The sequence below is a fragment of the Stenotrophomonas sp. 71799_Sma genome, from assembly GCF_056482505.1.
Genome location: NZ_CM151202.1, coordinates 4,845,589 through 4,864,474, shown reverse-complemented (window position 1 = coordinate 4,864,474; position 18,886 = coordinate 4,845,589). Strand labels below are relative to the sequence as shown.

Sequence of the window (18,886 nt, the reverse complement as noted above, 5' to 3'; positions counted from 1 at the left end):
GGCGCAACCTGTCGCCTCCTTCCCCACTGGACCGCTGCCATGCGCGCCATTGCCTACACCCAAGCCGGCCTGCCGATCGATGATGCCCAGGCCCTGATCGACATCGAACTGGAGCTGCCGCTGCCCGGCCCGCGTGACCTGCGCGTGGCGGTACGTGCGGTGGCGGTGAACCCGGTCGACACCAAGGTCCGTCGCGCCGTGGCCACCGATGGCCCACGCGTGCTGGGCTGGGATGCGGTCGGCATCGTCGACGCGGTGGGCAGCGAGGTGACCCTGTTCCAGCCTGGCGATGCGGTCTACTACGCCGGCGTCATCGACCGCCCGGGCAGCAATGCCGAGTACCAGCTGGTGGACGAACGCAGCGTCGGCCGCAAGCCGGCCAGTCTGGATGACGCCGCCGCCGCGGCGCTGCCACTGACCGCGATCACCGCCTGGGAGCTGTTGTTCGACCGCCTGAGAATTCCCGAGGGTGGCGGCGAAGGCCAGACCCTGCTGGTGATCGGCGCTGCCGGCGGTGTCGGTTCGATCCTGGTGCAGCTGGCGCGGAAGCTGACGAAACTGACGGTGATCGGCACCGCCTCGCGTCCGGATACCCAGGACTGGGCGTACGCAATGGGTGCACACCATGTGATCGACCACAGCCTGCCGCTGGCCGAGGGCCTGGCGCGGCTCGGCATCAGCGAGGTACAGCACGTGGCCAGCCTGACCCACTCCGACCAGCACTACGCGCAGATCGTGGAACTGCTGGCGCCGCAGGGCCAGCTTGGGCTGATCGATGATCCCGGCCAGGTGGACGTGATGGCGCTCAAGCGCAAGGCGTTGTCACTGCACTGGGAGTCGATGTTCACCCGGCCGCTGTACAAGACCGCCGACATGCAGCGCCAGCATGACCTGTTGAACCGGGTGGCCGAGCTGATCGACACAGGCGTGCTGCAGACCACCCTGGGCGAGCATTTCGGGCGCATCGACGCGGCCAACCTGCGGCGTGCCCACGCGCTGCTGGAGAGCCACCGCGCCAAGGGCAAGATCGTGCTGGAAGGCTGGTAAGGCCCGGTTTTTCCTGTGGAGCCGAGCCTGCGCCCGGCTCTACAGCGTTTCATCCACGCATGGCGTGGATCAGCCGTGTCGACCAAGGTCGACACCTGCCAACAGCTGCGGAAGCCACTGCTCAGGCCACACCGTTGTCGACGTACTCGGCGAAACCGGGCTGCTGGCGTAGGCGTTCGAACCAGGCATCTACGTGTGTCAGTACCGGCTTGCTGCCCGGCGTGCTGCGCCAGCGTTGGGTCGACAGCCCGAGCACGATGTCGGCGAGGGTGAAGGTGTTGCCCGCCACGTAGCCGTCGGTAGTGGCGAGCTGTGCATCAAGGACGCCCATCAGCCGGTTCCACTGCGCCAGGCTGGCCTCGGCACGGGCGTCATCCGGATAGTCCGGATGCTGGCGCACGCGCGCCATGAACACATGGCGCCATGCGCTGTTGAGGTCGCTGGCCTGCCAGTCCATCCACTGCTCCACCCGGGCCCGGTCCTTTGCTGCATGTGGCAGCAGATCCTCGCGACCGGCGCGTGCGGCCAGGTAGCGGCAGATGCTGTTGGATTCCCACAGCACGAAGTCGCCATCACGCAGCACCGGCACCTGCCGGTTGGGGTTCAGCGTGGCCAGCAGGTCCGGCGAGGGGGCCGGTTCGTGGTGCAGGGGCAGATCCAGCCCCGCGCACAGCCACAGCACTTTACGCACATTGATGGAGGTGGGCTTTCCGTAGAGGACGACCATGGTCCTGACGCAGCAGTTGAGACTCGGCCAGCCTACACTTGCCCCATGCAAACCGAATATCTGCTCATTGGCGGCCTTCTATTGGCCGTGCTCATCCTGCAGCTGGTCGCCCTGCTGCGCCGCCCGCCGCATGACCGCCTGGAACAGGCGGTGCGCGAGGAGGCGCGGGCCGGGCGCAGCGAGCTGCGCGAACAGCTCGATGGCTTCGCCCGCGCGCTGACCGATCTGTCCACCCGCACCGACCAGCGCCTGGACCTGCTGCGCGAAGCGCTGGGCGAAGATGCCCGCAAGGCGCGCGCCGAAGCGGCCGAGAGCCAGCAGCGCGGCGCGGCGTTGATGGGACAGCGGCTGCAGGAGCTGCGCGGCCAGCTGGAGACCTTCGGCCAGCAGCAGGAAGCCCGCATCCATGCGTTTGGCCAGCAGCTGCAGGAGCTCACCGGGCGTACCGATACCCAGCTCGGCGCGCTGCGGCAGACCCTGGTGGACGATGCACGCAAGGGCCGCGAGGAGGGCGCGCAGTCGCAGCAGCGCCTGACTGAAAGCCTTGGCCTGCGCCTGCAGGAACTGACCCAGCGCAACGAGCAGCGCATCGCCGAGATGCGCACGACGCTGGAAGAGCAGCTGCGCGCGCTGCAGAGCGACAATGCGCAGAAGCTGGAACAGATGCGCGTGACGGTGGATGAGAAGTTGCAGTCCACCCTGGAAACACGCCTTGGCCAGTCCTTCAAACTGGTCTCGGAGCGCCTGGAACAGGTGCAGCGCGGCCTCGGCGAGATGCAGCAGCTGGCCACCGGCGTCGGTGACCTCAAGCGCGTGCTGACCAACGTCAAGACGCGCGGCAGCTGGGGTGAAGTACAGCTGGAGAACATCCTCGAGCAGACCCTGATCCAGGAGCAGTACGCGCGCGGGGTGAAGGTACGCCCGGATAGTGGCGAAATGGTCGACATCGCCGTGCGCCTGCCGGGCCGCAGCAGCGATGACACGCCGGTGTGGCTGCCGATCGACTCCAAGTTCCCACGCGAAGACTACGAGCGCCTGCTGGACGCACAGGAGCAGGGTGACGCCGAACTGGTACGCGTGCAGGGTGCGCAGCTGGAGCGTGCGGTGAAGGTGCAGGCCAAGTCGATCTGCGAGAAGTACATCGTGCCGCCGCACACCACCGACTTCGCGGTGATGTTCCTGCCTACCGAAGGCCTGTATGCCGAGGTGATCCGGCGCCCCGGCCTGGTCGATCTGCTGCAGCGCGACCACCGCGTGGTGGTCGCCGGGCCGACCACGATCACCGCACTGCTCAACAGCCTGCAGATGGGCTTCCGCACGCTGGCCATCGAGAAGCGGTCCAGCGAGGTGTGGAGCCTGCTGGGGGCGGTGAAGACCGAGTTCGGCAAGTTCGGCGATGTGCTGGACAACGTGAAGGCCAAGCTGGACCAGGCCAGCAAGCAGATCGACCAGACCGGGGTGCGCACCCGCGCGATCGCCCGCAAGCTGAGGGATGTCGAGTCGCTGCCGGTTGAGCAGAGCCGCCAGTTGCTGCCGGACGCGCTGCCAGCAGAGGAAGGCAGTGACGGCGACGAGGCCTGAGCCACGCTGACACGCCGCCTGCATCGCCGATGCGTATGCTGGCGGCCTGTCCGCCTCGATCAGGTATCGTCATGCGCCTGCGCCGCTTCACCAGCCTTGTCCTGACCGCGCTGCTTGCCGCCTGCAGCAGCGCACCACCGGCTGCCGATACGACCGCGGCACCTGCCGCAGCCACCAGCCCTGAAGCGGCCGAGGCGTATCGCGAAGCGCGCGACGTCGACTGCCAGGCCGCCGGTGGCAGCCTGCAGCGGCTCGGCCGGCTGCAGCGCGAGCAGTGCGTGATTCCCTATGCCGATGCCGGCAAGGCCTGCAGCCGCAAAAACGAGTGCACGGGCCAGTGCCTGGCCGGTCCCGAGGTGGCCGCTGGCAGCGCCGCTACCGGTACCTGCCAGCGCGATGTGCGCCAGAACTTCGGCTGCCGCCAGCGCATTGATGACGGCAAGGCGCAGGGCACGATCTGCGTGGACTGATCGTAGTGCCGGCCGCTGGCCGGCAACCGCATGAACCCTTGCGAACGGTCGCACGTTTGCCGGCCAGCGGCCGGCACTACCGCCATCGCGCGGCGCTATGCTGGTGGGCCATTCCCCGCTGTTGCCGGAGCCCCCGCGTGAGCACCCCGATCCAGGACATTTCCCTCACCACCATCGACGGCCAGCCGTCCTCGCTTGCCGACTACCAGGGCAAGGTACTGCTGCTGGTCAACGTCGCCTCCAAGTGCGGCCTGACCCCGCAGTACGAAGGCCTGCAGGCGCTGTATGCGGAAAAGCACGCGCAGGGTCTGGAATTACTGGGCTTCCCCGCCAACAACTTCCTCGGCCAGGAGCCGGGCAGCGAGGCAGAGATCCAGCAGTTCTGCCAGCTCACCTACGACGTCAGCTTCCCGATGTTCTCCAAGATCAGCGTGGCCGGTGACGATACCCATCCGCTGTACCAGCAGCTGACCGCCGCCCAGCCGCAGTCGATCGGCGAAGGCCCGCTGCGTGAGCGCCTGGCCAGCAAGGAGATCCCGATCCACGCAGCACCGGCGGTGCTGTGGAACTTCGAGAAGTTCCTGGTTGGCCGCGACGGCAAGGTCATCGCGCGTTTCGCCCCGGACGTGGCTGCCGATGACGCGCGCCTGCGCGAGGCCATCGAGGCAGCGCTGGCAGCCTGAGGAAAGCGTGCCAACCAAGGTTGGCACCTACCGGAAAAGAAAAACCCCGCCGAGGCGGGGTTTTTCATGCGCTGCAGACCGGACTCAGTGCGTCCACTGCGGCATCGGCATCGCATCGACCGGGATCGGCGAATTGGCATCGTCGTGGCCACGGTCGCGCTTGCTGCGCAGATCGTTCTCGATCTGGTAGTTGCGGCGCTGCATCCACGCATCGCGTACCAGCGAGTACTCGTCCACGGCGGTGTCACGCAGGTCGTCGATCGCCAGCAGCTGCGCGCGGGTATCGACCAGCTGCATGCCCTGCAGGCCGATGCGGATCTTGTCCTCTTCGATGCGGCGGATCGGCGACAGCGGAATGTCACCGGCCAGGCCGAACACATCGCGCACGGTGCGAGGGCCGAAGAACGGCAGTTCCACGTAACGCGAACGACGCCAGCCCCAGGCACCCAGGGTCTGCCCGAAGTCCTCATTGCGACGCGGCACCATCGCCTTGCTGGCCGGATCGAACAGGCCGCCGATACCCAGCGTGCTGTTCATCAGGAAGCGGCCGAGGCTGTCCCACGCATCTGCACCGCGGCCCTGCAGCAGCTGGTTGGTGATGGTCACCGGTGCGCGCAGGTTGCTGAAGAAGTTGCTGACGCCGGTGCGGGCGAAGCGCGGCACCACGTGGGTGTAGGCCGTGGCCAGCGGGCGGGCGATGCCACGGTCAACCGCGTTGTTGAACGTGTGCACCTTGCGGTTGAACGGTTCCCACGGATCGTAGGCTGCCGCGCTGCCAGTGTTACCGGCACCGCCGTAGAGGGCATCGAAGTCGTCGTCACCACCGGGGGCGGTCGCCGCCGCGGCCCTGGCCGCATCGGTGTCGGCGCTGCGGGCCGGTGCGGATGGCGGCGTGGCCGGCGCAGGTGCGGCAACCACGGCTGTTGCCGGTGCGGCATCGACCGTAGCGGTATCGGCGGTGGGGGCAGAGGCCTCGGCGATGGTGCTGGCCGGGACCACGGTGCTGGCTGCGGGCGCATCGCTGCGTGCGGGCTTGCCGGCGCAGGCGGTCAGGGCGGTGGCCAGGACGATCAGGGGGAAAGTGCGTACGACGTTCATGTCAGCTCGCAGCAGAAGTAGCGTTGAAATCCAGGTCGGGCGACAGCCGGTAGGCTGCGCTCAGCTCGTTGTAGCCGGCCGGCGCGCCGGAGACTGCCAGCGGGTGACCGCTCTTGCGCGCACGTGCGGCCAGCTCGGCCAGCAGCGCCAGGCCGGCGCTGTCCACGCGTTCGACCTCACCCAGCTCCAGCCGTGACAGCTTTGCCGGCAGGGCCTGCAGCTGCGGCCACAGCGCGATCACCGCGGCACGGTCGAGCACCCCGCGCAGGCGCAGGGTGTCGCCTTCCAGCAGCGCCAGTGCGTTACTTGCCATTGCCCGCGGGCCCGGCCTGCATGCTGCCGCTGTGCAGTTCGTTGGCCACCTGCTTGATGCCCTTCTGGCGCAGCGGGGTGTCGAACTGGTTGCGGAAGGTCTGCACGTAGGAAATGCCTTCGATGTTGACGTCAAAGATCTTCCACTGGCCGTTCACGTTGCGCATCCAGTACTCGACCGGGGTCGGTTCGTTGCCGGCGCGCACCAGTTCGGTGCTCACGCGCACGCCACGATTGCCCGGCAGCGGGCTTTCACCCTTCAGGCGGAAGCTCGGCTTGCCCTGGATGTTGAGCAGGGTGGAGCCGTAGCGCTGCATCAGGCTGTCGGCCATGGCATCGGCGAACAGCTTGATGTCGGCGTCGGAGGCGCCGCGGGCGTGCGGGCCCAGCACCAGGCGCGCGGCGTAGTCGCGGTCGAAGGTGCGGGTCAGCTCGCTGTCGATGTAGCTGCGCAGGCTGGCCGGGTTGCTGGTGAACTCGCTCTTGCGCTGCTGCAGCGTGGACAGGATGCGGCTGCTGGCATCGATCACCACCTTGCCGGCCTGGCTTTGCGTTGCGGCAGCGGCAGGCGCAGCGGCCTGGGCCTGGGCCAGGAACGGGGTGGCCGCCAGCAGCGCCGAGGCGAGCAGGGCCGGGATCAGTTTCATCTTCATGGTTGCGGTTCCGTTGCAGGCGCCTGCGCGCCATCGTTGGGCTTCTGAGCAGCGCCGCCACCGGCACCGCCACTGAACATGTACTTGCCGACCAGCTGGATCAGGTCCACCGCTGGCTGGGTGAAGACGATCTCGTCACCGGCCTTCAGCACGTCCGGATCACCGCCCGGCTGCAGACCGATATAGCTCTCGCCGAGCAAACCGCTGGTGAAGATGCCGGCCGAGGTGTCCGCCGGCAGGTCCTTGACCTTGCTGTCCATGCGCAGGGTGACGATCGATTCGAACTTCACCGGGTCCAGGTCGATCGAAGCGACCTGGCCGACAGTGACGCCGCCGATCTTCACCGGTGCCTGCTTGCGCAGCTGGCCGACCTGGGAGAAGCGTGCCTTCAGGTCGTAGCCTTCGCTGCCCCAGCTCCAGCGCTGGTTGGTCGAGGCCACGGCCAGCACCATCAGCGAGGCCAGGGCCAGCAGCAGGAAGGCGCCGACGGAAAATTCGAGTCTGGGACCGCGGATGGCCATGTGGATTACCTGATCGAGTCGTTGTGGCCGCGCGCGCCTGCGCACCGCCGGTGGAGGGGTTAGGTGAACAACATTGCCGACAGCACGAAGTTGAACATCAGCACCAGCAGTGAAGCGTTGACCACCGCACGGGTGGTCGCCACCGAAGTGCCTTCAATAGTCGGCTCGGCGTGGAAACCCACATAGGCGGCAACCAGCGCGGCAGTGCCGCCGAAGATCGCCGACTTCAGCATTGCCACGCCGAAGTCGTCCCAGAAGTCCACGCTGTTGCGCAGCGCCGACCAGAACACGCCATTGTCCAGGCCCAGCACGTGCACCGCTTCGAAGTAGCTGGCACTGATTGCAAGCGAACAGAAGATGCCGGTCAGCAGCGGCACGGTCAGCACCGCCGCCCAGAAGCGCGGCGCCACCGCCTTGGCCACCGGGTCGATCGCCATCAGCTCCAGCGCCTTGATCTGGTCGGTGGCACGCATCAGGCCTAGCTCGGCGGCGATCGAGCTGCCAGCGCGGCCAATGAACAGCAGCGCGGTCAGCACCGGTGCCAGCTCGCGGTACAGCGAAAGCCCGAGCAGGGTCGACAGTGCGTCGGCCGCACCGAAGGTGGTCAGCGTGCGGTAGCCCTGCAGGGTCAGCACCAGGCCGACGAAGGCACCGCCGACGGCGATGATCGGCAGCGAGCGCGCACCGATCTTGTAGATCTCGCGGGTCAACTCGGCCAGGAAATCACGGGTCGGCAGCGAACCGCGCAGCACGGTCAGCGAGAACAGGCCGGCACGACCCAGCGAGCGGGTGGCTTGAACGAACGGCATCAGGCGACCCTCGCGCGCGGCGCGGCATCGAACGGGATGGGGCCATCGGGCTGGCCGTGCAGGAACTGCCGCAGCAGCGGGTCCTGGCTGGACTGCAGTGCCTCGGGCGTGCCCTGGAACACGATGCCGCCATTGGCGATCGCGATCACCTGGTCGCAGATCGGCAGGGTCTCGTGCACGTGGTGGCTGACGATGATGCTGGTCAGGCCCAGGCTGTGGTTGAGGCGCTGGATCAGGCTCATGATCACCCCCGAGGCGATCGGGTCCAGCCCGGTCAGCGGCTCGTCGTAGATCATCAGCGGCGGGTCCAGCGCCAGTGCACGGGCCAGCGCCACGCGGCGCGCCATGCCACCTGACAGCTCGCGCGGCCAGGCATCGGCGGCGGCCAGCAAGCCCACCGAATGCAGCTTCATCTGCACCAGCCGCCGCAGCACGGCGGTCGGCAGGCGGGTGTGCGTACGCAGCGGCAGCGCCACGTTTTCCGCCACGGTCAGGTCGGTCAGCAGGCCGTTGCCCTGCAGCAGCACGCCCACGCTCTTGCGCATTTCCAGCAGCGCGCCGCTGTCATGCGGAATCGGCTTGCCGAACAGGGTGACCTCGCCGGCGACCGGGCGCAGTTCGCCGGTCAGCGCCGCCAGCAGGGTCGACTTGCCGCTGCCGGACGGACCCAGAACGGCGGTGATGCTGCCCTTGGGCACCTGCAGCGACACGTCGCGCAGGATCGTGCGTCCGCTCCGGTCGATGCGGACGTTGGATAACTGCACCAGACTGGAGGTGGAAGCCGACATGGGCACCATTAACGTTTTTTAGACATCGAAGGATCGGGCCCGTCGGCTGAACATAAGCAGACTGGACGGTGCAGTATTGTTGCACGACAAGCCTCGGCGGAGGCCGGGACAATCGGCTGGTGTCCCGGAACAATCCGTACCGCTCGCGGCCCAACCATTGAATACTGCCTGCTGTCCTGCACACTGTGCATGATGAGTGACCCAGGCAGCGATTTCCGCCTCTACCATTCCAACTCCCTGGACGTGCTGGCCGCGCTGCTGGCGCGCAATGTGCGTACGCCCGTTCCTGGCCAGCCGCTGCTGGCACCGGAAGTGGTGCTGATCCCGCAGGTAGCGATGCGGCGTTGGCTGCAAGCGACACTGGCCACCGAGTTCGGTGTGGCTGCGAACCTCGAATTCCTCACCCCGGGTGAGTTCGTGGCGCGCGCGCTGAAGGCCAACGTCAGCGGCGAGCAGGACGACCTGGACGCGGCCGGCCTGCATTGGAAGCTGTACCAGGCCCTGCGCGACCCGGCGTTGCTGGCGCAGCCACCGATGCGCGCGCTGCAGTCCTATCTTGCCGGCGATGACGCATTGAAGCCGTGGGCGCTGGCTGGCGAGCTGGCCTCGGTGTTCGAGAAGTACCAGGCGTGGCGCCGCGACTGGCTGCTGCGCTGGGCGGCCGGTGCCGATCCGTCCGATCCGCAGGCAATCCTGTGGCGCACCATCACCCACGGCCACGACTACCGCGCGCGCCGCATCCAGGAATACCTGGACCGTTTCGAAGGGGCCGGCCAACCCTTGCCGAAGGGCTTGCCACCGCGCATGTCTGCGTTCGCGACGCTCAACATCTCGCCCGATGTGCTGCGGGTGATGGCCACCCAGGCACGTGTTGGCGAGCTGCATTTCTATATGCCCACCCCGGTGCAGTCGTACTGGGGCGATCTGCAGACCCTGGCCGAGCGCCTGCGCAGCGGCGCGCCCGATCCCTTCGGCGAAGCAGCCGGCGAGAACCGTCTGCTGGAAGCCTGGGGCGCGGCCGGGCGCGACTTCATGGCGGTGCTGGGCAGTTACGAGGTGGTGCATCCGGCCGGCGAAATCGCCGCCTATTCCGATCCGGAGGACGACACCCGGCCGACCCTGGACGAAGGCGGCCTGTCCGACAGCCTGCTGCATCGCCTGCAGCGTGACCTGTTCCACCGCCGCGCACTGCCCTCGGGCGAGCTGCGTGACGGGCTTCGCAGCGACGACCCCAGCCTGCAGGTACACGCCTGCCATACCCGCCTGCGCGAGTTGCAGGTGCTGCACGACCAGCTGCGCAGCCTGCTGCAGGACCCGCGCTTCGACCCGCCGCTGCAGGCGCGCGAGATCGCGGTGCTGGCGCCGGACATCGATCCCTACGTGCCGTACCTGGAAGCGGTGTTCGGCGGCCGTGGTGGCGAGGAGGAGCACATCCCCTATGCGCTGGCCGACAGCAGCCCGCTGGCCGGTGAACCGCTGGCTGATGTGTTCGTGCACCTGCTGGGCCTGCCGGTCTCGCGCTTTGGCCTGAATGAGGTGCTGGACCTGCTGGCCAGCGCGCCGCTGGCCGAAGCGGCCGGGCTGGAAGCGGTGGACTTCGACCGCCTGCATGGCTGGCTGCAGCAGGCCGGTGCACGCTGGGGCCTGGATGCGAAGCACCGCCACCAGCACCAGGCGCCGGCCGACGACGCCTACACCTGGCAGTTCGCGCTGGATCGCCTGGTGCTCGGCCATGCCACCGGCAGCGAGGCCGACCTGGCGGGTGTCGCACCGTGGATCGAACTGGAAGGCGGCGCGCTGGACGCGCTGGACCGGCTGCTGCGCCTGCTGCGCGTGCTGGCGATCTACCAGCGTCGCCTCGGCGAGCTGCTGACCCCGGCGCAATGGCGACAGCGCCTGCTGTCGTTGCTGGATGCACTGCTGCCCACCGCGCCGAGTTCACCCAACAGCCAGCGTGCCCTGGAGCGCCTGCGCAAGCTGCTCAACCAGTTCGCCGAGGATGCTGCCAAGGCCGGCTTCGCGGAAGGCGTGCCGCCGGAGGTGGTACGTGCGCACTTCGCCGGCGCGCTGGGCGAGGCCGATACGCGCGCACCGCTGCTGACCGGTGGCATCAGTTTCGGCCGCATGGTGCCGATGCGACTGCTGCCATTCCGGGTGATCTGCGTGCTGGGCCTCAATGATGGCGATTTCCCGCGCCGTGACCCGGCGGCCGGTCTCAACCAGCTCACCGCCGAACTGGACACGCCGCGCCGCCGACCGGGCGACCGCTCCACCCGCGAAGACGACCGTTTCCTGTTCCTGCAGCTGTTCGCCGCCGCGCAGGAGGTGTTCTACCTCAGCTACCTCGGTGCCGATCCGCGCGATGGCAGCGTGCGCGAGCCGTCGGTGCTGGTCAGTGAACTGATCGATGCCGCCGCTGCGTATCACCTCGATCCGCCTGCGGCGGTCCGCGACTTCACCGTGCGCCACGCAATGCAGCCGTTCTCACCGGCGGCGTTTGGTGATGGCGATCCGCGTCGCTTCAGCTATCGCCGCCAGTGGCATCCGGCGGCCGGTCGCCTCACTGGCCAGCGCGGTGGACTGCAGCCGTGGTTCGACGCACCGCTGCCACCGCCGCTCGACGATGCGGTGGAGGACGACGTCGCACTCGATACCCTGCGCCGTTTCCTGTGCGATCCGGCCGGGCAGTTCCTCGCGCAGTCGCTGGGCCTGCGCCTGGCCGACGATATCGAGGAGGTCGATGACCTGGAACCGCTGGTGCTGTCATCGCGCGGCCCGGAAAAGCGCAGCGTGCAGGCGGCGGTGGTGCGCGCCACGCTCAGCGGCGATACCGAGCCGTTGTACCCGCGGCTGCGCGCGCGCGGCCTGCTGCCGTCCGGCCCATTGGGCGAGCGCCAGTTCGAGGGGGAGCAGTTGAAGACGCGCCCGTATGCCAGTGCGTTGCTGGGCTGGATGCAGGGCGAACCGCTGGAAAGCCGTCGCTACGAAGTGGACATCGAGGGCGTGCGCCTGCATGGCCGCGTGGCCGATCGGCATCCCGAGGGCTTGGTGCGCCTGCGCGCCGGTACCCTCAATGGCAATGCAGTGATCCGCCAGGGCCTGGACTGGCTGCTGGCCAACGCCGCCGGCGATGCGTTGCCGCTGGTGCAGTTCCACGATGGCGGTGACGCCGGGCCCGGCCCGCATGTGCTGCCAGCACTGAGCGCCCCCGCTGCACGCGCCGCGCTGCGTGCGCTGCTGCAATTGCGCCAGCGCGGCCTGCGTGAGCCGCTGCGCTTTGCCCCGTACACCGGCTGGGTGCTGTACAACGCGCCGGCAGAAAAACAGCGCAGCGAAGGCTGGAAGCAGTGGCATGGCAGCGACCGCAGCTGGGGTGAATCCAGCAGCGACGCCTGGCAGCTGCTGCTGCGCGGTGCCGACCCGTTTGCCACCGATGCCAGCTATGCCGAGCTGCTGCGCAACAGCCAGGTGGTCTTCAGCGCGGTGCGCGAAGGCCGCACTCTCGGTACCGAAGCACGCCAGGAGGGCAACGCATGAACACCGCCATCGCAGACAAGGAAACCCAGCGTATGGCGGGCGATCCCTACCTGGCCCTGCCGCTGGACGGCATTCGCCTGATTGAAGCCAGCGCAGGCACCGGCAAGACCTTCACCCTGGCCACGTTGTTCACCCGACTGGTGGTGGAGCAGGGCCTGCGTATCGGCCAGATCCTGGCGGTGACCTTCACCGATGCGGCCACCCAGGAACTGCGCAAACGCATCCGCGAGCGCCTGGCGCTGGCCGCGCGCCTGGTCGATCTGGAACCGGCCGAGGGCGAAGCGCCAGACCTGCGGTTGACCCGCGAGGTACTGCAGCGCCATCTACAGGGCGGAACCGAGAGCGCGGTCGCACTGAAACGCCGCCTGCAGGTGGCTGCCGACGAGATCGACCTGGCTTCGATCTTCACCATCCACGGCTTCTGCACCCGCGTGCTGCGCGAGCATGCACTGGAAAGCGGCCATACCTTTGATCCGCCGGAACTGCTGGCCAGCGATCGTGAACTGTTGGAGGAGCTGGCCGCTGATCTGTGGCGCGTGCATGCCAACGACCCGGCCACATTGGAGCCGCTGACCTGGCTGTGGTCCAACCCGGACGCGCTGGCCGCCGATCTGCGCGCGCTGCTGGGCACGCCGCCCCTGCACCCGTTGCCACAGCCGGTGACGCTGGCTGATCCACACCCGGCCTTGCAGGCCACCGCCGCCGAACTGCAGCAGGCGCTTCGCGAGCATGGCGAGCAGTTCTTCATCGACCTCTGCGATGCCGTCGACAACAAGTGGATCAACGGCGTGTCCTACAAGCTGGGCTGGCTGCACCCGCTAGGCCGACAGCTGCTGGCCTGGGCTGAGCGCGGCGACCCGCGCGAGATGCTGGCCAGCGAGCGCCTGCCGGCACTGCTGCCGGAGGTGCTGGCCGACAAGACCAACAAGAAATTCCCCGATCGCACGCCATCGTCGCCATTGCAGGCGCCGTTGGCGCGCTATGTCGCGCTGCTGGCCGAACGCGATGCCTGGTTGCGTGGTACCGCGTTGAACTTCCTGCACGCGCTTCGCGCCGAAGCCACGCAGCGCCTGCAGGCGCTGAAGCGCACGCGCCGGGTACAGACCTACGACGACCTGATCGATGGCGTGGCGTTGGCACTGGAAGGCCCGCAACGGTTGACGCTGGTGAAACAACTGCGTGCGCAGTACCGCATCGCGCTGGTCGATGAGTTCCAGGACACCGACGATCGCCAGTGGGGCATCTTCCACACCGTGTTCGGCGATTCGCCGGAGGTGCGTGAACTCGGCCTGCCACCGGCGCTGTTCCTGATCGGCGACCCCAAGCAGGCGATCTACGGCTTCCGCGGCGGTGATATCCACACCTACCTGAAGGCCAAGCAGGTGGCACAGCAGGCGCCGGTGCTGGACCAGAACTTCCGCTCGCGACCGGCTGTGCTGCGTGCGTTGCAGGCGCTGTACGACAACGGTGGCGAAGACGCCTTCCTCGAACGCGACATCCAGTTCGAGCCGGTGCGGCCCGGTGGCGTGCGCATCGACGAGGACTACCAGCGTGATGGCCATGCCGCCACGGCACTCACCCTGCGCGTGCTGCGCAGTGGCGGTGACAAGGCGATGAGTGCGGACGCCTCGCGTGATGCCGCGACCCAGGCCTGCGTGGCTGCGATTCACCAGATCCTGGTCGAGGCGCGTGCGGGCAATGCCGTGCTGCGTGGGCGCCCGGTTCAACCCGGTGATATCGCGGTGCTGGTGCGCTCGCATCGCGAGGCCACGCTGGTGCAGCGCGCGCTGGCGGCGGTCGGCATTCCCGCGGTGGCAGCCGGCAAGCAGAGCCTGTTCGCCACCGCTGAAGCGCGCGATCTTCGTGCGCTGCTGCTGGCGCTGCTGCAACCGGCTGACGAAGGCCGCCTGCGTGCAGCGTTGGCCACTGTCCTGCTCGGTCAACGCGCCAGCGCGATCGCGGCGATGGAGCGCGAGGGCGACCTGCAACGCGAGTTCCAGGCACAGCTGCTGAACTGGCGCGAGCGCTGGCAGCGCGGCGGACCGTTCGCGGTGATCGCCGATGTCTGTGCCGCACAGGGCGAACGCCTGCTGGCGCTGATCGACGGCGAGCGCCGCCTGACCAATTACCTGCAGCTGGGCGAACTGCTGCAGGAAGCCTCGGCGCAGGCGCTGGGCATGCACGGTCTGCTGGACTGGCTGCAGGGGCAGATGGCCAGCGCCGATCAGGATGACGAGCAACAGCTGCTGCGCCTGGAATCGGATGCGCGCCGGGTACAGATCATCACCCTGCACAAGAGCAAGGGCCTGGAGTATCCGCTGGTGTTCCTGCCCTTCGTCGGCATCGACGGCGGCGCACCGAACACCGCCTCGCACTGCACGGTGCACGTCGGTGGCCAGCGCCAGCTGCACTGGAAGCTGGACAAGGACGAGGCCTGGGAAGCGGCCAGCAACCAACGTGAGCGCGAGCAGCGGGCCGAGGATGCGCGCCTGCTGTATGTGGGACTGACCCGTGCCGAGCATGCGCTGTGGATCGCCGTGGGTGATCTGGCCGGGCTCGGCAAGACGCGGCTGGCGCCGCTGCTGGGTGACCTGCAGGCGCTGCGCGCGCACGCCGATGTGCACATCGATGACAGTGAGGCAGCGGCCGCGCTGCCGCAGCTGGCGGCCGAAGTGGAAGGTGACCTTCCGGCGGTGCGTGCCCTGACCCGGCGCGTCCCGCACGACTGGTGGGTGTACAGCTTCACCCAGCTGGCCCACGCCGATGCCGGCGCGGGCAGTGATATCGAAGCCGCCGCCACCGAGCTGCCGGCGCCCGCTGCCGACGAACCCGCTGGCCCGGAACTGCCACTGGAACCGGCGTTGCCGGAACCCGCCGCGGCGGCCGAAGACAGCACACCGGTCGACCCGCGCTTCATGGGCAGTCGCTTCGGCAACGTGCTGCACGAAGCGATGGAGAACGTCGACTTCGCCGCATGGGGTGATTGGCAGCCAGGTCTGCAAGCCCCTGAGGGACAGGCCGAGGTATTGCGCAAGGCACTGCACGACGAAGGATATGCTGACGTCGATCTGGATGATGGCGTGTCCGTACTGGTGCCGCTGGTCGGCCACACGCTCACCGTGCCGCTGCCCGAAGGCGGTGCGCTGCACAGCCTGGGTGAAGGCGAGCGTCGCGCGGAAATCGACTTCCATTTCGCCATCGAGCCGACCACGGTGCCGGCGCTGCTGCAGGTGCTGCATGCGCACGGTGTTTCCAGCACGCGACGCGGCTTCGGCCAGCGCCGCCGGTTGGAAGGGCTGATGACCGGCATGATCGACCTGACCTATGTGCGCGATGGGCGCTGGTACGTGCTCGACTACAAGTCCAACCGCCTGCCTGGTTACAGCCCGGACCTGCTGGCCATTGCCATGCGGCACAGCGAGTACGACCTGCAGGCGCTGATCTACACCGTGGCCCTGCATCGCTGGCTGCGTTTCCGCCTGGGTGCGGCCTACGACTACGAGCGCGACATGGGCGGCATCCGCTATCTGTTCTGCCGCGGCCTGGATGCCGCCGGCAACGGTGTGCATGTGGACCGCTTCCCGTTGGCGCTGGTGGATGCCCTGGATGCGTTGTTCGCCGGTGGCGAACAGGCCCAGGCCGAACTGGCTGCGCGTGCCCGCGGAGCCAGTGCATGAGCCTGCTGAAGGAACTGCACCAGAAGGGCCTGCTGCGCACCCTCGACCATGCACTGGCGACCAGCCTGCAGCGGCTGCGCGACGACACGCCCGAGAGCGTGGCGCTGGCGGCTGCGCTTGCGTCGCTGGCGGTATCGCAAGGCCATGCTGCGTTCGATCCGGCGCAACCGCAGCGGTTGCTGGAAGGCGTACCCGAGTGGCCTGCCGCGCAGGACTGGCTGGAGCAGCTGTGCGCATCGCCGTGGGTCGCGACGCCGGAGCAGGCCGACGCCATCGCCGAGGATGCGCCGCTGGTGTTGGAGAACGGCCTGCTCTACCTGCGCCGCTATCGCGAGTACGAGCGTCAGCTGGCGGCTGGGCTGCAGCGCATCGGCCGGCATCCGCTGCCGGCGCCGGACATGGCAGCGTTGGCGCCTTTGTTCGCGCAGCTGTTCCCGCAGGCACTGGGCGGCGAAGATCATCAGGCACGCGCCGCCGGCGTGACCCTGCGCCATCCGCTGGCGCTGGTCACCGGCGGCCCCGGCACCGGCAAGACCACCACCATCGCGCGCCTGTTGCTGCTGCTGGCCGCGCAGGCCCGGCACGCCGGCCAGCCACTGCCCGAGGTGGCGCTGGCCGCGCCCACCGGGCGTGCCGCCGAGCGCATGGCCGAGAGCCTTCGCGTCGCCGTGCAACGGCTGCAGGAACAAGGACTGGACCCGGCGTTGTGCGCGGCGCTGCCCAGTACCGGCACCACCCTGCATCGCCTGCTCGGCGTGATTCCCGATTCACCGCGCTTCCGCCACCATGCCGACAATCCGCTGCCGGTGGATGTGGTGGTGGTCGACGAAGCCTCGATGATCGATCTGCCGATGATGGCCAAGCTGGTCGACGCGATCGCCAGCGGCACCCGGTTGATCCTGCTCGGCGATCCCGATCAGTTGCCCTCGGTCGAGGCCGGCGACGTGCTCAGCGCGATCCTGCGTGCCAGCGGTGATGGCATCGGTACCCGCGTTGATGACGCGCAGGCACTGCATGGTCTTCTGGCGCCGGCCATCTTGCAGCCGCAGGCCGCACCACGCGCCTTCGCCGGGCGCCGCGTGCAGCTGCAGCGCGGCTACCGGCAGAGCGATGCGCTGGATCTGGCACCGCTGGCCCACGCCGTGCGCGAGGGCGACAGCAGCACAGCATTGCAGCTGCTGCGCAGCGGTGAACTGGCCGGCGTGCATTTCCACGAAGGCGAGGCCGATCCGCTGCGTGGCCAGCGCGAGCACCTGCTGGGCCACTGGCGCGCACTGGCCGACGCGGCTGATCCAGTGCTTGCCCTGCAGCAGGCCGGGCGCCTGCGTGTGCTGACCGCCTTGCGCGAAGGCCCGCAGGGCGCACGCGGGCTCAACAGCCGCATCGAACAGCTGCTGGCCGGCAACACCCCCGGCTACTTCCAGGGTCGCCTGCTGCTGGTCACCGAGAACAGCTACCGGCATCGCCTGTTCAACGGCGATATCGGCATCTGCCTGCGTGATGGCAGCGGCGCGATGGTGGCCTGGTTCCCCGGCGACAGCGTCGACCAGCCGCGCGCCTTCCACCCGGCCGCACTGCCCGCGCATGAAAGCGCCTTCGCGATGACCGTGCACAAGGCGCAGGGTTCGGAGTTCGACGAAGTGTGGTTGCAGCTGCCGCGCCAGGACAGCCGCGTGCTGTCGCGCGAACTGGTCTACACCGGCCTGACCCGCGCCCGCCAGGTGCTGCATGTGGCCGGCAGCGCCGATGTGCTGCAGGCCGCATTGAAACGCCACGCCAGCCGATTGGGTGGTCTGGCCTGGCGACTGGGTGCGGAAGCGGTGGCCGAAGAGCCGGCGCGCATTGAACAGCCCATGGTGCAGGGCACGTTGTTCTGAAACGGGCGCGATGCGCCCCTGTAGAGTCGAGATCCTATGTTCGTGGTCAAGCCTGCTGGAAGCAGGCTTGACCCACCTTCAGCATGGCCGGATCGAAGTCCCGGCCGCTTTTGAAGACACCCCAGGCGATCCTGGCCAGCTTTCTGGCCAGGATGTTGAAGACGGCGGTGCTGGGGTGACCGCGTTTTGACAGCTCGTCGTAGAGCGGTTGCCCCCGACGACACCGCTTGAGCCCCATTGCGGCCATGTAGAGCATCTGGCGCAGCACTGGCGCGCCCTGTTTGGACAGCCGACGCCGTCCCGTTCTGCCGCCAGACTCGTTGGGCCGGGGATCCAGGCCCGTGCAGGCGATCCACGCGTTGGCGTTGGCCAACGGCCAGCGCGTCATGTAGTAAATCAGGTGAGCGGCGACGGCGGGGCCGATACCAGGGATGGTCAACAGGCGCTTGTAGAGCGTGCCATGCTCTCCATCGCGACCCAAGCGCTGCAGTTCGCTTTCCAGCTCGGACAGCGTCCCAGCCAGAGCGCAGAACAGATCTGACAGCTCCCCGGGGGCACTTTTGCTTACCCCGAAGGATTGCTCCAGGCGCGCGCGTGTCTTTACCAGCGTCTGCCGCTTGCGCAGCAAATCGTGCATCTGCTGCTGCTCATCGGTACGCGGTACGTATTCACGCAGGCGATCGTTCTCCTTCTTCACGTACCGGGCGATCGCTTCGGCGTCCATGGCGTCCGTCTTGCCACGCGAGCCCGTCGCCCGGCCGTAGTGCTTGATCAGACGTGGATTGATCACATAGACAACGTGGCCTGCTTGGCCAGCCATCCGAGCCAACAACTCGTAGTACCGCCCCGTCGCCTCCATGCCAATCCGGCATCGCTGGGGCAAGGTGTTGAGCCACTGGGCTATGCCGGCCCGGGTGTTGGCGATCCTGTCGCCGGCCTTGCGGTCGGCCACTGCCGGTACGAACTCCTTGGAGTCCACGTCCACGCCAATATCGAGAGAATCAGACATTTGTACGGCTCCCAGCTATCTTTAAGGGGCTGGGGTGGTACCGCACCGACGTTAGCTTGCCTACATCGACGATCCCCTTTGGGGGCCGTACGATCCT

15 protein-coding genes are annotated in these 18,886 nt (G+C 68.0%); 7 read left to right on the top strand and 8 right to left on the bottom strand.

Features of this window, described 5'->3' with window-relative positions; all coding sequences use genetic code 11:
* The first annotated feature begins 39 nt into the window (after positions 1–39).
* Positions 40–1,047 carry a zinc-binding alcohol dehydrogenase family protein gene (locus ACZK4Z_RS22385; protein ID WP_125892575.1) on the top strand — a complete coding sequence of 336 codons (1,008 nt, stop codon included), beginning with the start codon at positions 40–42 and terminating at the stop codon, positions 1,045–1,047.
* Positions 1,048–1,168: 121 nt separating this feature from the next.
* Here ACZK4Z_RS22385 and ACZK4Z_RS22380 read toward each other — a convergent pair whose 3' ends face one another.
* Positions 1,169–1,774: a glutathione S-transferase family protein gene (locus ACZK4Z_RS22380; protein WP_125892573.1), complete on the bottom strand. Its 606-nt coding sequence runs from the start codon at positions 1,772–1,774 to the stop codon at positions 1,169–1,171.
* Between the two features lie 45 nt (positions 1,775–1,819).
* Between ACZK4Z_RS22380 and ACZK4Z_RS22375 the strand changes: the two genes are divergently transcribed.
* The 3 genes from ACZK4Z_RS22375 to ACZK4Z_RS22365 all read left to right on the top strand — a co-directional run bounded on the left by ACZK4Z_RS22375 (position 1,820) and on the right by ACZK4Z_RS22365 (position 4,508).
* A complete protein-coding gene (locus tag ACZK4Z_RS22375; RefSeq protein ID WP_049400349.1) occupies positions 1,820–3,355 on the top strand; it encodes a DNA recombination protein RmuC in 1,536 nt (511 codons plus the stop codon).
* Between the two features lie 71 nt (positions 3,356–3,426).
* The gene (locus tag ACZK4Z_RS22370) at positions 3,427–3,825 is read left to right on the top strand and encodes a hypothetical protein (RefSeq protein WP_125892571.1); all 399 of its coding nucleotides are present in this window, start codon (positions 3,427–3,429) and stop codon (positions 3,823–3,825) included.
* A gap of 137 nt (positions 3,826–3,962) precedes the next feature.
* Complete coding sequence (locus tag ACZK4Z_RS22365) at positions 3,963–4,508, top strand: glutathione peroxidase (RefSeq protein WP_125892569.1); 546 nt, start codon at positions 3,963–3,965, stop codon at positions 4,506–4,508.
* Between the two features lie 84 nt (positions 4,509–4,592).
* Here ACZK4Z_RS22365 and ACZK4Z_RS22360 read toward each other — a convergent pair whose 3' ends face one another.
* Genes ACZK4Z_RS22360 through ACZK4Z_RS22335 form a run of 6 tightly spaced genes read right to left on the bottom strand, consistent with a single transcriptional unit; the run spans position 4,593 to position 8,689 of the window.
* Positions 4,593–5,606 (bottom strand): MlaA family lipoprotein, encoded by a 1,014-nt coding sequence (locus tag ACZK4Z_RS22360; protein WP_032128489.1) that lies wholly within the window; start codon positions 5,604–5,606, stop codon positions 4,593–4,595.
* Position 5,607: 1 nt separating this feature from the next.
* Positions 5,608–5,919 (bottom strand): STAS domain-containing protein, encoded by a 312-nt coding sequence (locus ACZK4Z_RS22355; protein WP_032128488.1) that lies wholly within the window; start codon positions 5,917–5,919, stop codon positions 5,608–5,610.
* Entirely contained in the window at positions 5,909–6,571 is a 663-nt protein-coding gene (locus ACZK4Z_RS22350) for an MlaC/ttg2D family ABC transporter substrate-binding protein (protein WP_010487479.1), read from the bottom strand. The genes ACZK4Z_RS22355 and ACZK4Z_RS22350 overlap by 11 nt, the downstream gene beginning before the upstream one ends.
* The gene (gene mlaD, locus ACZK4Z_RS22345) at positions 6,568–7,092 is read right to left on the bottom strand and encodes an outer membrane lipid asymmetry maintenance protein MlaD (protein WP_010487482.1); all 525 of its coding nucleotides are present in this window, start codon (positions 7,090–7,092) and stop codon (positions 6,568–6,570) included. Before mlaD ends, ACZK4Z_RS22350 begins: the two co-directional genes overlap by 4 nt.
* A 59-nt stretch (positions 7,093–7,151) precedes the next feature.
* Positions 7,152–7,901, bottom strand: coding sequence for an MlaE family lipid ABC transporter permease subunit (locus ACZK4Z_RS22340; RefSeq protein WP_005414955.1), 750 nt, complete (start codon positions 7,899–7,901; stop codon positions 7,152–7,154).
* Positions 7,901–8,689, bottom strand: a complete 789-nt coding sequence (locus ACZK4Z_RS22335; RefSeq protein ID WP_049462908.1) for an ABC transporter ATP-binding protein — start codon at positions 8,687–8,689, stop codon at positions 7,901–7,903. The genes ACZK4Z_RS22340 and ACZK4Z_RS22335 overlap by 1 nt, the downstream gene beginning before the upstream one ends.
* Before the next feature lie 189 nt (positions 8,690–8,878).
* On the opposite strand from ACZK4Z_RS22335, the gene recC reads away from it, so the two are divergent.
* The 3 genes from recC to recD are packed head-to-tail and all read left to right on the top strand — an operon-like array spanning position 8,879 to position 17,780.
* Positions 8,879–12,226 carry an exodeoxyribonuclease V subunit gamma gene (gene recC, locus ACZK4Z_RS22330; RefSeq protein ID WP_125892567.1) on the top strand — a complete coding sequence of 1,116 codons (3,348 nt, stop codon included), beginning with the start codon at positions 8,879–8,881 and terminating at the stop codon, positions 12,224–12,226.
* Positions 12,223–15,903: an exodeoxyribonuclease V subunit beta gene (gene recB, locus ACZK4Z_RS22325; protein WP_125892565.1), complete on the top strand. Its 3,681-nt coding sequence runs from the start codon at positions 12,223–12,225 to the stop codon at positions 15,901–15,903. Before recC ends, recB begins: the two co-directional genes overlap by 4 nt.
* On the top strand, positions 15,900–17,780 hold the full coding sequence (gene recD, locus ACZK4Z_RS22320) for an exodeoxyribonuclease V subunit alpha (protein WP_125892563.1): 1,881 nt from the start codon (positions 15,900–15,902) through the stop codon (positions 17,778–17,780). Before recB ends, recD begins: the two co-directional genes overlap by 4 nt.
* A 46-nt stretch (positions 17,781–17,826) precedes the next feature.
* On the opposite strand, the gene ACZK4Z_RS22315 is transcribed toward recD, so the two are convergent.
* Positions 17,827–18,789, bottom strand: coding sequence for an IS110 family transposase (locus tag ACZK4Z_RS22315; protein ID WP_132808894.1), 963 nt, complete (start codon positions 18,787–18,789; stop codon positions 17,827–17,829).
* Positions 18,790–18,886: the final 97 nt, after the last annotated feature.

Coding starts and splice junctions, on each gene's coding strand:
- ACZK4Z_RS22385 (WP_125892575.1), top strand. CDS start 40: ATGCGCGCCATTGCCTACACCCAAGCCGGCCTGCCGATCGATGATGCC.
- ACZK4Z_RS22380 (WP_125892573.1), bottom strand. CDS start 1,774: ATGGTCGTCCTCTACGGAAAGCCCACCTCCATCAATGTGCGTAAAGTG.
- ACZK4Z_RS22375 (WP_049400349.1), top strand. CDS start 1,820: ATGCAAACCGAATATCTGCTCATTGGCGGCCTTCTATTGGCCGTGCTC.
- ACZK4Z_RS22370 (WP_125892571.1), top strand. CDS start 3,427: ATGCGCCTGCGCCGCTTCACCAGCCTTGTCCTGACCGCGCTGCTTGCC.
- ACZK4Z_RS22360 (WP_032128489.1), bottom strand. CDS start 5,606: ATGAACGTCGTACGCACTTTCCCCCTGATCGTCCTGGCCACCGCCCTG.
- ACZK4Z_RS22355 (WP_032128488.1), bottom strand. CDS start 5,919: ATGGCAAGTAACGCACTGGCGCTGCTGGAAGGCGACACCCTGCGCCTG.
- ACZK4Z_RS22350 (WP_010487479.1), bottom strand. CDS start 6,571: ATGAAGATGAAACTGATCCCGGCCCTGCTCGCCTCGGCGCTGCTGGCG.
- mlaD (WP_010487482.1), bottom strand. CDS start 7,092: ATGGCCATCCGCGGTCCCAGACTCGAATTTTCCGTCGGCGCCTTCCTG.
- ACZK4Z_RS22340 (WP_005414955.1), bottom strand. CDS start 7,901: ATGCCGTTCGTTCAAGCCACCCGCTCGCTGGGTCGTGCCGGCCTGTTC.
- ACZK4Z_RS22335 (WP_049462908.1), bottom strand. CDS start 8,689: ATGTCGGCTTCCACCTCCAGTCTGGTGCAGTTATCCAACGTCCGCATC.
- recC (WP_125892567.1), top strand. CDS start 8,879: ATGATGAGTGACCCAGGCAGCGATTTCCGCCTCTACCATTCCAACTCC.
- recB (WP_125892565.1), top strand. CDS start 12,223: ATGAACACCGCCATCGCAGACAAGGAAACCCAGCGTATGGCGGGCGAT.
- recD (WP_125892563.1), top strand. CDS start 15,900: ATGAGCCTGCTGAAGGAACTGCACCAGAAGGGCCTGCTGCGCACCCTC.
- ACZK4Z_RS22315 (WP_132808894.1), bottom strand. CDS start 18,789: ATGTCTGATTCTCTCGATATTGGCGTGGACGTGGACTCCAAGGAGTTC.